This window comes from Microbacterium sp. B35-30 (assembly GCF_010634855.1).
Classification (GTDB): Bacteria; Actinomycetota; Actinomycetes; order Actinomycetales; family Microbacteriaceae; genus Microbacterium.
This window is the reverse complement of record NZ_MWLQ01000035.1, coordinates 17468-30295: the sequence shown is the minus strand read 5'-3', so window position 1 is coordinate 30295 and position 12828 is coordinate 17468. Positions and strand designations below refer to the sequence as shown.

Genomic DNA, 12828 nt, shown 5'->3' with positions numbered 1-12828 from the left:
CGGAGGAGCAGGCCGCAATGAAGTTCTATGCGCGGCGGATCGCGTTCTACGTGGTGACACTGTGGGCGACGATCTCCCTCAACTTCCTCCTGCCGAGGCTTCTGCCCGGTGACCCCGCCGACATCCTCCTCGCGAAGATGCAGCGGGCGGGCGGCGAGCTCAATGAGACGACCGTCCGAAACATCAAGGCCCTCCTCGGCGGCGACACGTCGTCGATGTGGGAGCAGTACGTCGCGTACTGGGGCCGGATGCTCCAGGGCGACCTGGGCGTCTCGGTCACGAAGTACCCGACGCCGGTCACCGAGCTGATCGCGGCGGCGCTGCCGTGGACGGTCATCCTCGTGGGGATCGCCACCGTCATCTCGTTCGTGCTCGGCGTCGGCATCGGCGCCTGGGTGGGGTGGCGGCGGGGCACCTGGGTCGATCACCTGGTGCCGTTCACCACGGTGCTGCAGTCGATCCCGTACTTCTGGCTGGCGCTCGTGCTGGTGGCGATCTTCTCCGTCGCACTCGGGATCTTCCCGATCTTCGGCGGCTACGACGTCTGGGAGTTCCCCAACGGCCCGGAGTGGAGCTGGGACTTCATCGGCAGCGCGATCTACCACGGCTTCCTGCCGGCGCTGACGATCGTGCTGAGCTCGGTCGGCGGCTGGCTGCTCGGGATGCGCAACATGATGGTCTCGACGGTGTCCGAGGACTACATCGTCACGGCGGAGGCCAAGGGGCTGAAGCCGATGCGCATCCTCCGCACCTACGCGACGCGCAACGCCGCGATCCCGTCGATCGCAGGCTTCAGCATCTCGCTCGGCTTCGTCGTGGCCGGCTCCATCGTGATGGAGCAGGTGTTCACCTACCCCGGCATCGGCAAGCTCATGATCCAGTCCGTGCAGAACAGCGACTACGCGCTCATGCAGGGCGTCTTCCTCGTGATCACCGTCGCGGTGCTCGCGGCGAACTTCATCATGGACATCGTCTACGGATTCATCGACCCGAGAGCGCGTCACAATGTCTGAGAGGGTCGAAGTGACCGAACCGTCGACCGGCCGAGTCGTGAGCGTCCCCGAGACGCTCTCCGACCGCACCATCGACTCCGTCATCGTCGCGCCCGGCGCCCTCATGACGCCGCCCGTCGACGCCGAGGTCGTCGCGGCACGGGACGAGGCATCCGCCGCCCGCCGCGGCATCCGGCAGCTGCTGCCGCGGATGTCGCTCAAGCTGGCGCTCGGTCTCACCATCGTCATCGGCATCGTGCTGTTCGGCATCCTCGGGCCGCTGTTCGCCCAGGATCCGATGGACTCCGACAACCCGGCGCTGTCGCCGCCGAGCCCGGAGCATCTCCTCGGCACGACCAAGCTGGGCTACGACGTCCTCGCCCAGCTCGCGTGGGGCACGCGCGGATCGCTCATGGTCGGCATCACCGCCGGTCTCATCGCGCTGGTGCTGTCGATCGTGTTCGGCATCATCGCGGGCTACAAGGGCGGCTGGTGGGACGAGATCCTCTCGCTCTTCACGAACATCATGCTCGTCATCCCGGGGCTGCCGCTCGTGATGGTGATCGCCACCTACATCCCCGGGCGAAGTTGGATGCTGGTGGCCGTGGTGCTCGGCATCACCGGCTGGGCGGGCTCCGCGGTCGTGCTCCGGGCGCAGGCGCGCTCGCTGCGGTCGCGCGACTATGTCGCCGCCAGCCGGGTGGCGGGCGAGAAGACGACGCGCATCATCCGCGTCGAGATCCTGCCGAACCTGCTCCCGCTGCTCGCGGCGCAGTTCCTCTTCGCGATCATCTTCGCGATCCTCGGCGAAGCGGGTCTGTCGTATCTCGGGCTCGGGCCGACCGGATCGATCACGTGGGGCACGATGCTCAACGACGCGCAGACCGGTCAGGCGCTCGGCACAGGCGCCTGGTGGTGGTTCGTGCCGCCCGGCCTCATGATCGCGCTGCTCGGCGCCGGCCTGTCGCTCATCAACTTCTCGATCGACGAGATCATCAACCCGAAGCTGCGCCTCGCCCCCGAGAACGCGCGCCGCGTGCGCAAGGCGAAGCGCGCGGGCCGTGGTGTCGAGGCCGTCCGCAGCACGAACGGAGCCGCCGCATGAACCGGGATGCCGTCCTCACGGCGCGCAACGTCTCGATCGAGTACGAGGTCGATCCGCCCGTCAAGGCGGTGCGCGATGTGTCGCTGACGCTCCACCGCGGAGAGATCCTCGGCCTGGCCGGGGAATCGGGCTGCGGCAAGTCGACCCTCGCGTACGGGGTCAACCGCCTGCTGAAGCCGCCGGCGCTGATGACGTCGGGTGAGATCGTGTTCCACGACCGCTCCGGAGAGGACATCGACGTCGTCGGGCTCGCCGACGAGGAGCTGCGCCGCTTCCGCTGGGACAAGGTGTCGATGGTGTTCCAGGGGGCGATGAATTCGCTGAACCCGGTCATCAACGTCCGCGCGCAGCTGTTCGACGTGTTCACCACCCACCGCCCCGAGATGTCCAAACGCGACAAGCAGCGGCGCAGCGAAGAGCTTCTCGAGCTCGTGGGCGTCGACCCGAAGCGGCTGTCGAGCTTCCCGCACGAGCTGTCGGGCGGGATGCGGCAGCGCGTCATGATCGCGATGGCGCTCGCGCTCGATCCGCAGGTCATGATCATGGACGAGCCGACGACCGCCCTCGACGTCGTGGTGCAGCGCGGCATCATCCGCGAGATCATGCGACTGCGCGAGCGGCTGGGGTTCGCCGTGATCTTCATCACGCACGACCTGCCCATGCTGATCGAGATCAGCGACCGCATCGCGGTCATGCTGCAGGGCGAGATCGTCGAGCTCGGCACCGCGACCGAGATCTACCGCGATCCGCAGCACGAGTACACCAAGAAGCTGCTGTCGAGCTTCCCGAGCCTGCGCGGCGATCGCGGCGACTTCGTGCGCACCGGCACGCAGCCGGTCTCGGCGACGCTGGGCTCGGCCGCGAACGTCCCGCTCGAAGGAGGAGCCGCATGACCGCCCAGCCACCGACCGCTGACGGACCGCGCACGCTCGAAGCGCGCAACCTGGTCAAGGACTTCCGGCTCCGCAGCGGGCTGAGCTTCTCCACCCTCCACGCCGTGAAGGATGTGTCGTTCACGCTCGAGGCGGGCCGCACGATCGCGCTGGTGGGGGAGTCCGGCTCGGGCAAGTCCACCATCGCGAAGATGCTGGCACGGCTCGAGACCCCGACGAAGGGGCAGATCCTGCTCGACGGCAAGCCGGCCGGCAACCGCAGCCGGGAGGTCGCGGCGTACCGCGGCGACGTGCAGATGGTGTTCCAGGACCCGTTCGCGTCGCTGAACCCGTTCCACTCGATCGAGCATCACCTCGAGCGCCCGCTGCGCATCCACAACCCGGGCATGGGTAAGGCCGAAGTGCGCCGGCGCGTGCTCGAGCTGCTCGACCGCGTGCGACTCACCCCGACCGACAAGATGGCGGAGCGCCGACCGCACGAGCTGTCGGGCGGTCAGCGCCAGCGCGTCGCGATCGCGCGGGCGCTCGCGCCCGGGGCGCAGTTCATCATCGCCGACGAACCCGTCTCGATGCTCGACGTGTCGATCCGCCTGGGCGTGCTGAACCTCCTCGCCCAGCTGCAGCGCGAGGACCACCTGGGAGTCCTCTACATCACCCACGACCTCGCGACCGCGCGCCACTTCTCGGACGAGATCCTGGTGATGTACCGCGGCGACATCGTCGAGCGCGGCCCGGCCGACACCGTCATCCTCGACCCGCAGCACGACTACACGCGCACGCTGCTGGGAGCCGCGCCCGATCCCGAGAATCAGGGGAGGCTGCGCGACGAGGTGCGCAGGGAGCTGGCCGCGCCGCAGCACTGAGCCACCGCTCGCGCGCGATCACGACGCGACACGCCCGGAGTGCCCGTGGGGGTCGTCTCCCAGGCTGGATGCGTAGCCTGTCGAGACGGATCCTGACGGTCGGAAGGGGTGGGATGGTCGTCGTCGACGTGGTGATCGTCCTTCTCCTCATCGGGGCCTGCATCTCCGGAGTGCAACGCGGCTTCTTCGCCAGCATCGGCACGTTCGCGGGCATCGCCGCCGGCGCCTTCGCGGCGTACTGGCTCACGCCGCTCGTGAGCTCCTGGGTGCCGTCGCCCGTCTGGCGAGGACCGGCCGTGATCCTCGCCGCGATCGGCCTCGTCTTCGCCGGCGCGGCCATCGGCGCAGCGATCGGCGCGGCGCTGCGCTCCGGCGCGGACCGGCTCAAGCTCCGCGGCGTCGAGCGGTTCCTCGGCGGCATCGCGTCGGTGCTCGCCGCCGTCCTCGCGCTCGCCTTCGTGGCTCCGGCGATCGCCGTCGCCGGCATCCCCATCATCTCGTCCGCCGTCGCCTCGTCGAGCATCCTGCGGGGCATCGAGGCGGCCACCCCCGACCCGGTCGCCGCGGCGCTGGCACAGCTGCGCGGGGCGGTGCTCGAGGACAGCCTCCCGGGCCTCGGTCAGCTGCTCGGGCCCGGGACCGTCGACCCGGCGCCCCCGGTCGCTCTGGACGATCCCGAGCTGCAGCGGGCTGCGGCATCCGTCGCCCGGATCTCGGGCACCGCGTACGCCTGCGGGCGGGGATCGGCGGGGAGCGGGTTCGTCATCGCGGAGGACCGCGTCGTCACGAACGCCCACGTCGTCGCCGGCGTCGACACCCCCATCGTGGAGCTGCCGGGCGTGTCGGCGCGCGAGGGTCGCATCGTGTACTTCGACCCGATCGACGACCTCGCCGTGATCGCCGTCGACGACCTGGGCGCCGACGTCCTGCCGTTCTCGGGGACGCTGGCCGCCGGCGACGCGGCGGCCGTGCAGGGATTCCCCTACGGGGGGCCGTTCACGATGGTGGCGGCCGGAGTGGAGTCCGTGGGAACGGCCAGCGTGCCCGACGTGTACGACGAGTCATGGAACCCGCGCGAGATCTACGCCCTGAACGCCGTGGTGCGGCCCGGCAACTCGGGCGGCCCGCTGCTCACCGACGGCGGCGCCGTCGCGGGTGTCGTCTTCGCCCGTGCCGAGAACGACGAGAACCTGGGCTACGCGATGACGATGGCCGAGCTCACGCCGGTGGCGGAGCGTGCGCCGTCGCTGTCGAACACCGTGTCGACGGGATCCTGCGTCGGCTGAGCCCGGTCGACCGCTATGCTTGCTGCGCAAGTCAATACGGCCCATCACCCGGGCGGGAGAGCCTCGGCAGCGCGATCGTCGAGCACCGAAGGAGCAAGCCTCCCCGCCAATCTCTCAGGTACGCGTACCGTTCGGGCAGGCCGACTCTGGAGAGTGACGCTGATGCGTCCGCCGAAGGAGAAAGTCGGATGCCTCGCACCCGGCGAAACTCTCAGGCCCATGACAGAGGGGGAGTTCACAGGCGTCGAGCGGCGCCTGCCCGTCAGCGACCGGGAGAACTCATGACAGACCACCGCCCTTCGGACTCGCGGACGACCGTGCTCCATGACCGCCACGAGGCGCTGGGCGCCTCGTTCACCGACTTCGGCGGCTGGCTCATGCCCGTGCGCTACACGTCCGATCTCGCGGAGCACCACGCGGTGCGCACGGCGGCCGGACTCTTCGACATCTCGCACATGGCCGAGTTCGGCGTCGACGGGGCCGGCGCCGGGGCGTTCCTCGACTACGCGCTGGCCGGCGCGATCTCCTCGATGCGCGTGGGCAAGGCGAAGTACTCGCTGGTGCTCGACGACTCGGGCGGCATCGTCGACGACGTCATCGTCTACCGCATCGCGGAGCATCGCTTCCTCGTGATCGCGAACGCGGGCAACCGCGATGCCGTCGGCCGCGCGTTCGCCGCGCGCGTCGAGGGGTTCGACGCAGAGCTCGACGACCACACCGACGACATGTCGCTGATCGCCGTGCAGGGCCCCATCGCCCGTGCCGTGGTGGAGGCCACCCCCGGCATCGTCGATGTCACGCCGTCCTTCGCCGACCTCGGCTACTACGCGTGGTCGTCCGGGTCGTTCGACGACGCCCCCCTGTTCGTGGCCCGCACCGGGTACACCGGCGAGGACGGCTTCGAGCTGCTGATCCCGAACGCGGCCGCGCCGGCCCTGTGGGACGCGCTGCTGGCGGCCGGCGAACCCCTCGGACTGGTTCCCGCCGGCCTCGCCGCGCGCGACACGCTGCGCCTGGAGGCCGGGATGCCGCTCTACGGCCACGAGCTCTCGCGCGACATCGTCCCGGCACAGGCCGGCCTCGGCCGCGTGGTCGCGGTCGACAAGGACGACTTCGTCGGCAAGTCCGGACTCGCGGCGGTCATGACGCCCGACGCCCCGGTGCTCGTCGGCCTCACCTCCGAGGGCCGTCGCGCGGGCCGCGCCGGCTACGCCGTGTTCGACGCCGGGGATGCCGCGGCCCCGGTCGGCGAGATCACGAGCGGGGCGCTCAGCCCGACGCTGGGGCATCCCATCGCGATGGCGTTCGTCTCGCCGGCGGCCGCCGCGCCCGGCACCCAGCTCTTCATCGACGTGCGGGGGACCCGCATCCCCGCGACCGTGACCGCCCTGCCTTTCTACCGGAGGAACTCATGACCGACCTCACCGCCCTCAAGTACACCGCCGAGCACGAGTGGGTCGCCCTCGACGGCGACACCGCGACCGTCGGCATCACTTCGTACGCGGCCGACAAGCTCGGCGACGTCGTGTTCGTCGAGCTCCCCGCGGTGGGCAGCACGGTCACTGCCGCAACCGTCGTGGGCGAGATCGAGTCCACCAAGTCGGTCGGCGAGCTCTACGCGCCGCTGACGGGCGAGGTCGTCGAGGTCAACGACGCCGTGGTCGACGACCCGTCGCTCGTCAACGCCGACCCGTTCGGCGCCGGCTGGCTCGTCAAGCTCACGGTCGACCCCGCCGCCGTGGCCGAGCTGCTCGACCGCGACGCCTACATCTCGCTCACGGGCGGCGCCGAATGACGGGCCTGTTCGCCGATCGTCACATCGGAACGGATGCTGCAGCCCAGCGCACGATGCTCGACGCCCTGGGCTACGACGGCGTCGAGGCCCTCGTGCAGGCGGCGGTGCCGGCATCCATCCATGCGAAGCCGCGCCCGACGAGCGACATCCCGCCTGCCGCGACCGAGGCCGAGGCGCTCGCCGAGCTGCGTGAGCTGGCCTCGCAGAACCGCACGGCTCGCCCGATGATCGGCCTCGGCTACTACGACACGCTCACGCCGTCCGTGATCTCGCGCAACGTGCTCGAGAACCCCTCCTGGTACACCGCCTACACGCCGTACCAGCCCGAGATCTCGCAGGGGCGCCTCGAGGCGCTCATCAACTTCCAGACCATGGTGACCGACCTCACCGGGCTCACGACGGCGAACGCCTCGATGCTGGACGAGTCGACCGCCGTGGTCGAAGGCATGCTCGTGGCGCGGCGCGCCTCGAAGTCGGCATCCGACGTGTTCGTCGTCGACGCCGACGCGCTGCCGCAGACGAAGGCGCTGCTGGCCCATCGGGCGGCCGCTGTGGGCATCGAGCTCGTCGAGCTCGACCTCGCCCACGGTGCGATGCTTCCCGACGAGCACTTCGGCGTGCTGGTGCAGTATCCGGGCGCCTCGGGGCACGTGTGGGACCCGTCCGGCGTCGTCGACGCGGCGCATGTCGCGGGCGCGCTCGTGGTCGCGGCCGCCGACCTCCTCGCCTTGACCCTGCTGCGCTCGCCGGGGTCGTTCGGCGCCGACGTGGCGGTGGGGACGACGCAGCGCTTCGGCGTGCCCCTCGGCTTCGGCGGACCGCACGCGGGTTACATGGCGGTGCGCCAGGGGCTCGAGCGGCAGCTGCCGGGACGCCTCGTGGGCGTCTCGCAGGATGCCGCGGGCCACCCCGCGTACCGGCTTGCCCTGCAGACGCGTGAGCAGCACATCCGCCGCGAGAAGGCCACGTCGAACATCTGCACGTCGCAGGTGCTGCTGGCCGTGATGGCCTCGATGTACGCGGTGTACCACGGGCCGGATGGGCTCCGCGCGATCGCCACGGATGTCGCCAAGAAGGCGGAGGCGCTCGCCGCCCGGCTGCGGTCGTACGGACTGTCGCTGCGCTCGGACGCGTTCTTCGACACCATCCGCGTGGCGACGCCGGGCGCCTCGCGCCGCGTGATCGAGCGCGCCCGCGAACGCGGCTACCAGCTGTTCTGGGCGGACGACGCGACGGTCGGCGTCTCGGTCGACGAGACGACGACCGCCGACGATCTCGCCGCGGTCGCCTGGGCCTTCGGGCTTCCCGAGGACGAGTTCCTGGGGTCGGGCGCGCAGGGCGAGCGCACGGTCCCGTTCACGGATGCCGAGCCCCTCGCCGGCGTGCCTTCGGGGCTGCGCCGCGTCGAGGAGTTCCTCACGCACCCGGTGTTCAACACCCACCGCTCCGAGACGGCGATGATGCGCTACCTCAAGCAGCTCTCCGACCGGGACTACGCACTCGATCGCGGCATGATCCCGCTGGGCTCGTGCACCATGAAGCTGAACGCGGCGACCGAGATGGCCGCCGTGTCGTGGCCGGAGTTCTCACGCGTGCACCCGTTCGCGCCGGAGGCCGACGTCCATGGCTATCTCGCGCTGATCGAGCAGCTCGAGGTGTGGCTCGCCGAGGTGACCGGCTACGACGCGGTGTCGCTGCAGCCGAATGCGGGCTCGCAGGGCGAGCTCGCGGGACTCATGGCGATCCGGGGCTACCACCGCGCCAACGGCGACCGGGCGCGCACGGTGTGCCTCATCCCGTCGTCCGCGCACGGCACCAACGCCGCGTCCGCCGTGCTCGCCGGCATGCGCGTCGTGGTGGTCGCCTGCGACGACGCCGGCAACGTCGACCTCGACGACCTGCGCGCGAAGATCGCGGCGCACGCCGACGAGCTGGCGGCGCTCATGATCACGTACCCGTCGACGCACGGCGTCTACGAGCACGACGTGCTCGAGATCACCCAGGCTGTGCACGACGCGGGCGGACAGGTGTACATCGACGGCGCCAACCTCAATGCGCTCCTCGGGTACGCCCGCTTCGGCGATCTGGGCGGCGACGTCTCGCACCTCAACCTGCACAAGACGTTCGCGATCCCGCACGGCGGCGGCGGCCCGGGCGTGGGCCCGGTCGCGGCGAAGGCGCACCTCGCGCCGTACCTGCCGAGCCACCCGTTCTCGCAGCGCAGGGACCACGCCGGCGGCGTCTTCGACGGCGGACCGATCTCGGCCGCACCGCACGGGTCGGCCGGCATCCTGCCGATCTCGTGGGCGTATGTGCGCATGATGGGCGCCGAGGGCCTGCGCGACGCGACCGCCGCCGCGGTGCTCGCGGCCAACTACATCGCCGTGCGCCTCCGGGAGCACTACCCAGTGCTCTACACCGGCGAGGACGGCCTCGTCGCGCACGAGTGCATCCTCGACCTGCGGCCGCTGCGCGAGGCCACCGGGGTCACGGTCGACGACGTCGCCAAGCGACTCATCGACTACGGCTTCCACGCCCCGACGATGTCGTTCCCTGTTGCGGGCACCCTCATGGTCGAGCCGACCGAGTCCGAGGACCTCGCCGAGATCGAGCGCTTCATCGAGGCCATGATCGCGATCAAGGCCGAAGCCGACGCCGTCGCGGCGGGGGAGTGGCCCGCCGGCGACAACCCCCTCGCGAACGCCCCGCACACGGCCGAGGCCGTCGTGGTGGGCGAGTGGACGCATCCGTACTCTCGCGAGATCGCGGTGTACCCCGTTCACGCGCAGATCCGCACCAAGTACTGGCCCCCGGTCCGCCGGATCGACCAGGCATACGGCGACCGCAACCTCGTCTGCGCCTGCCCGCCCATCGAGGCCTTCGCCTGAAGAACTCGTCCTGCAGCTGTCCGTGAGCGATGGGATGCCGGTGCCCCCGGCATCCCATCGCCTTCACGTCGCGGGAGTCGGTGCCGGCGTCGGTGCGGGCGTCGGGGTCGGCTGAGGTATCGGGGCGAAGACCTCGGGCCACAGCGCGGCCGCGAGGGGGTAGCCGACGAACGCGACGATGTCCAGGAGGGTGTGCGCGATGACGAGGGGCATGATGCGCCCCCATCGGCGGTAGCACCAGCCGAAGACCACGCCCATCGCGAAGTTGCCGACGATCGCGCCGAAGCCCTGGTAGGCGTGGTAGGCGCCGCGCAGGGCCGCCGTCGTCAGGATGATCGACCAGTCGTTCCAGCCCAGCCGGCGGAGCCTGTCGAACAGGTACCCGATGAAGATGACCTCTTCGGTGAGCCCCGCCCGCAGCGCCGACAGCAGCAGCAGGGGCACCGTCCACCAGGCCGCGTCCAGGGGCGAGGCGACGACGGCGACCGTGATGCCCAGCGCGCGGCCCGCCGCGTAGAGCGCGAGACCCGGCAGGCCGATGACGGCGGTGAGCAGGATGCCGCGGCCGAGGTCGCCGCCGAACCGGGTGAAGTCGAGGCCCATGCGCCGCAGTGCGTTGCCTCCGGGCTCCCAGAGCAGGTAGACGACGAGCGCCACCAGCGCGAGCGCGAAGAAGACGGACAGCAGCTGGTACAGCACGTCCCAGAAGGCCGCGGCATCCCGCGAGGGGTTGAGCTGGGTCTGCTGATTGCCGATCGGTGTGGGGCGGAGCAGGGCCCGAGTGAGGGACAGAACCGAATAGAGTGCCGATTGGCCCACCGTCACGGCGAGGACGATCCAGATCTCCCACGTGAGGCGCCGGCGCTCGAAGGCGGGGGCACGGTCCGACATCGTCGGGTTTCTCACGTCCGAGGGGCGGTTCGGCGCGGTCATCTTGTCAGATTGTCACACTTGGCTTCAGTTGAGTTAAGGCTCTGTAACGTTTTCGTCCATCGTTTTGACCATCTCATCACCCGTGCATAAGGTTTTCCCATCCGCGCCCCCGTATGGCCCCCGTCCTACGTGTGCGCACCTACCCTGCACAGGAGGAACAGTGAGAATTAAGCGCATCTCGGCCGCGGTGGCGCTCACCGCAGCCGGCGCACTGGCGATCTCGGGCTGCGCCGCCGGTGGCGGCGAAGAGACAGGCGACGACTCCGGTCTCGTCGAAGGCTCGTCGATCACCGCGGCGTGGAACCAGGCGTTCTACTCGGCCAACGGCAACACCTCGTTCGGCAACGCCACGGCGAACAACAACATCAACTACCTGACCTATGACGGGTTCTCGTACTACAACAACACGCCCGAGCTGGTGCAGAACACCTCGTTCGGCACGTACGAGCTCGTCGAGGAAGACCCGCTGACGGTCAAGTACACGCTTGCCGACGACGTCACCTGGTCCGACGGCACCCCGATCGACGCCGCCGACCTGATGCTCAACTGGGCCGCTCTGTCGCGTTCGCTCGACACGCCCGACTTCGACCCGTCGGACTTCACCGACGCCGAGACCGGCGAGTTCACCGACGCCTTCCCGACCGACGTCATCTACTTCGACAGCGGTGCCAGCCCGGACGCCCAGTTCGGTCTCGTGCACGACACGCCCGAGGTCAGCGAAGACGGCAAGTCGATCACGATGGTCTACTCGGCTCCCTACGTCGACTGGGAGGTCGCGTTCGGAACCCTCGGCACGATCCTGCCTGCGCACGTGGTGGCGAAGAACGCCCTCGGCCTCGATGACAACGAAGAGGCCAAGCAGGCCGTCCTCGACGCCATCGAGAGCGAGGACGCTGCGGCGCTCGCGCCGATCTCGGCCTTCTGGAACTCGGGCTTCAACTTCACCGAGCTGCCGGATGACCCGGAGCTGTACCTCGCGAGCGGTCCTTACATGATCAAGGACTTCGTCGCCGACCAGTACATCACTCTGACGGCGAACCCCGAGTACAAGGGTGAGAACACCCCGAACATCGAGGACATCACCGTCCGCTTCATCCCCGACCCGCTCGCGGCCGCTCAGGCGCTCGAGAACGGTGAGGTCGACGTCATCTCGCCCCAGGCGACCGCTGACCTGAAGACCGCGCTCGACGCGATCGACGGCATCACGGTGCAGACCGGCGTCGAGGGCACGTACGAGCACCTCGACCTGCAGTTCGAGAACGGCAAGAACCCGGAGAACATCTTCAAGGACCCGAAGGTCCGCGAGGCGTTCCTCAAGACGGTTCCCCGCCAGGAGATCGTCGACAAGCTCATCAAGCCGATCGTCGGCGAGGACGCGCTCCTGCGCAGCTCGCAGAACTTCGTGCCGGGCTCCGAGGGCTACGACGACTCGGTCGCGAACAACGGCTCCGACGCGTTCGCCGAGGTCGACATCGAGGGTGCCAAGGCGCTCCTCGCAGAGTCGGGCATCACCAACCCCGAGGTCTGCATCCTGTATGCGTCGAACAACCCGCGTCGTGTCAACGAGTTCGCCCTGATCCAGGCTTCGGCCAACCAGGCCGGCTTCAACGTCACGGACTGCGGCTCGGACAAGTGGGGCGGCCTCCTCGGCACGCCCGGTGCGTACGACGCCGTGTTCTTCGGGTGGCAGTCGACGAGCCTCGCCGTGACCGACTGGTCGGCGACGTTCAAGACCGGCGGCATCAACAACATGAACTTCTACTCGAACCCTGAGATCGACGCGCTGTCGGCTGAGATCTCGTCGGAGTTCGACGCGGAGAAGCAGATCGAGATCAAGCAGGAGGCCGACAAGATCCTGTGGAGCGACTTCTACGGGGTCACGATCTTCCAGTTCCCGGCAGTCACGGGCATCAGCGACCGTGTGGAGGGCATCGACGCGTCGATCCTCGCTCCCACGATCTTCTGGAACACGTGGGACTGGGCAGTGACGGACGCCGGTTCGGAGGAGTAATCCGACGTAGAGGTTCCTCCGGGTCGCGATCCGGTTGATTCCTCAGGTGGGGTGCAGGTCTC

At 69.4% G+C, this 12828-nt stretch carries 10 protein-coding genes and 2 riboswitches; of the genes, 9 read left to right on the top strand and 1 reads right to left on the bottom strand.

Annotated elements, in window-relative coordinates:
- Positions 1–17 precede the first annotated feature (17 nt).
- The 8 genes from B2K11_RS17330 to gcvP all read left to right on the top strand — a co-directional run bounded on the left by B2K11_RS17330 (position 18) and on the right by gcvP (position 9822).
- The gene (locus tag B2K11_RS17330; protein WP_163620163.1) at positions 18–1013 is read left to right on the top strand and encodes an ABC transporter permease; all 996 of its coding nucleotides are present in this window, start codon (positions 18–20) and stop codon (positions 1011–1013) included.
- Between the two features lie 103 nt (positions 1014–1116).
- Positions 1117–2097, top strand: a complete 981-nt coding sequence (locus tag B2K11_RS17325; protein WP_163620189.1) for an ABC transporter permease — start codon at positions 1117–1119, stop codon at positions 2095–2097.
- Positions 2094–2990: an ABC transporter ATP-binding protein gene (locus tag B2K11_RS17320; RefSeq protein ID WP_163620161.1), complete on the top strand. Its 897-nt coding sequence runs from the start codon at positions 2094–2096 to the stop codon at positions 2988–2990. Before B2K11_RS17325 ends, B2K11_RS17320 begins: the two co-directional genes overlap by 4 nt.
- Positions 2987–3853, top strand: a complete 867-nt coding sequence (locus B2K11_RS17315; RefSeq protein ID WP_163620159.1) for an ATP-binding cassette domain-containing protein — start codon at positions 2987–2989, stop codon at positions 3851–3853. The genes B2K11_RS17320 and B2K11_RS17315 overlap by 4 nt, the downstream gene beginning before the upstream one ends.
- Before the next feature lie 113 nt (positions 3854–3966).
- Positions 3967–5139 carry a MarP family serine protease gene (locus tag B2K11_RS17310; protein WP_163620157.1) on the top strand — a complete coding sequence of 391 codons (1173 nt, stop codon included), beginning with the start codon at positions 3967–3969 and terminating at the stop codon, positions 5137–5139.
- A gap of 43 nt (positions 5140–5182) precedes the next feature.
- Positions 5183–5279: riboswitch (glycine riboswitch) on the top strand.
- Positions 5280–5375: riboswitch (glycine riboswitch) on the top strand. It abuts the riboswitch before it with no gap.
- A 45-nt stretch (positions 5376–5420) separates the two neighbouring features.
- The gene (gcvT, locus tag B2K11_RS17305) at positions 5421–6554 is read left to right on the top strand and encodes a glycine cleavage system aminomethyltransferase GcvT (protein WP_163620155.1); all 1134 of its coding nucleotides are present in this window, start codon (positions 5421–5423) and stop codon (positions 6552–6554) included.
- Entirely contained in the window at positions 6551–6934 is a 384-nt protein-coding gene (gcvH, locus tag B2K11_RS17300) for a glycine cleavage system protein GcvH (protein WP_163620153.1), read from the top strand. Before gcvT ends, gcvH begins: the two co-directional genes overlap by 4 nt.
- The gene (gcvP, locus tag B2K11_RS17295; protein WP_163620151.1) at positions 6931–9822 is read left to right on the top strand and encodes an aminomethyl-transferring glycine dehydrogenase; all 2892 of its coding nucleotides are present in this window, start codon (positions 6931–6933) and stop codon (positions 9820–9822) included. Before gcvH ends, gcvP begins: the two co-directional genes overlap by 4 nt.
- A gap of 63 nt (positions 9823–9885) precedes the next feature.
- Here gcvP and B2K11_RS17290 read toward each other — a convergent pair whose 3' ends face one another.
- Positions 9886–10713, bottom strand: a complete 828-nt coding sequence (locus B2K11_RS17290; RefSeq protein WP_163620149.1) for a CPBP family intramembrane glutamic endopeptidase — start codon at positions 10711–10713, stop codon at positions 9886–9888.
- Positions 10714–10915: 202 nt separating this feature from the next.
- On the opposite strand from B2K11_RS17290, the gene B2K11_RS17285 reads away from it, so the two are divergent.
- Complete coding sequence (locus tag B2K11_RS17285) at positions 10916–12766, top strand: ABC transporter family substrate-binding protein (RefSeq protein ID WP_239526206.1); 1851 nt, start codon at positions 10916–10918, stop codon at positions 12764–12766.
- Positions 12767–12828 lie beyond the last annotated feature (62 nt).

What these genes read in the sequence shown, in the direction of transcription:
- B2K11_RS17330 (WP_163620163.1), top strand. Translation starts at nt 18, where the DNA reads ATGAAGTTCTATGCGCGGCGGATCGCGTTCTACGTGGTGACACTGTGG.
- B2K11_RS17290 (WP_163620149.1), bottom strand. Translation starts at nt 10,713, where the DNA reads ATGTCGGACCGTGCCCCCGCCTTCGAGCGCCGGCGCCTCACGTGGGAG.
- gcvT (WP_163620155.1), top strand. Translation starts at nt 5,421, where the DNA reads ATGACAGACCACCGCCCTTCGGACTCGCGGACGACCGTGCTCCATGAC.
- gcvH (WP_163620153.1), top strand. Translation starts at nt 6,551, where the DNA reads ATGACCGACCTCACCGCCCTCAAGTACACCGCCGAGCACGAGTGGGTC.
- gcvP (WP_163620151.1), top strand. Translation starts at nt 6,931, where the DNA reads ATGACGGGCCTGTTCGCCGATCGTCACATCGGAACGGATGCTGCAGCC.
- B2K11_RS17325 (WP_163620189.1), top strand. Translation starts at nt 1,117, where the DNA reads ATGACGCCGCCCGTCGACGCCGAGGTCGTCGCGGCACGGGACGAGGCA.
- B2K11_RS17315 (WP_163620159.1), top strand. Translation starts at nt 2,987, where the DNA reads ATGACCGCCCAGCCACCGACCGCTGACGGACCGCGCACGCTCGAAGCG.
- B2K11_RS17320 (WP_163620161.1), top strand. Translation starts at nt 2,094, where the DNA reads ATGAACCGGGATGCCGTCCTCACGGCGCGCAACGTCTCGATCGAGTAC.
- B2K11_RS17310 (WP_163620157.1), top strand. Translation starts at nt 3,967, where the DNA reads ATGGTCGTCGTCGACGTGGTGATCGTCCTTCTCCTCATCGGGGCCTGC.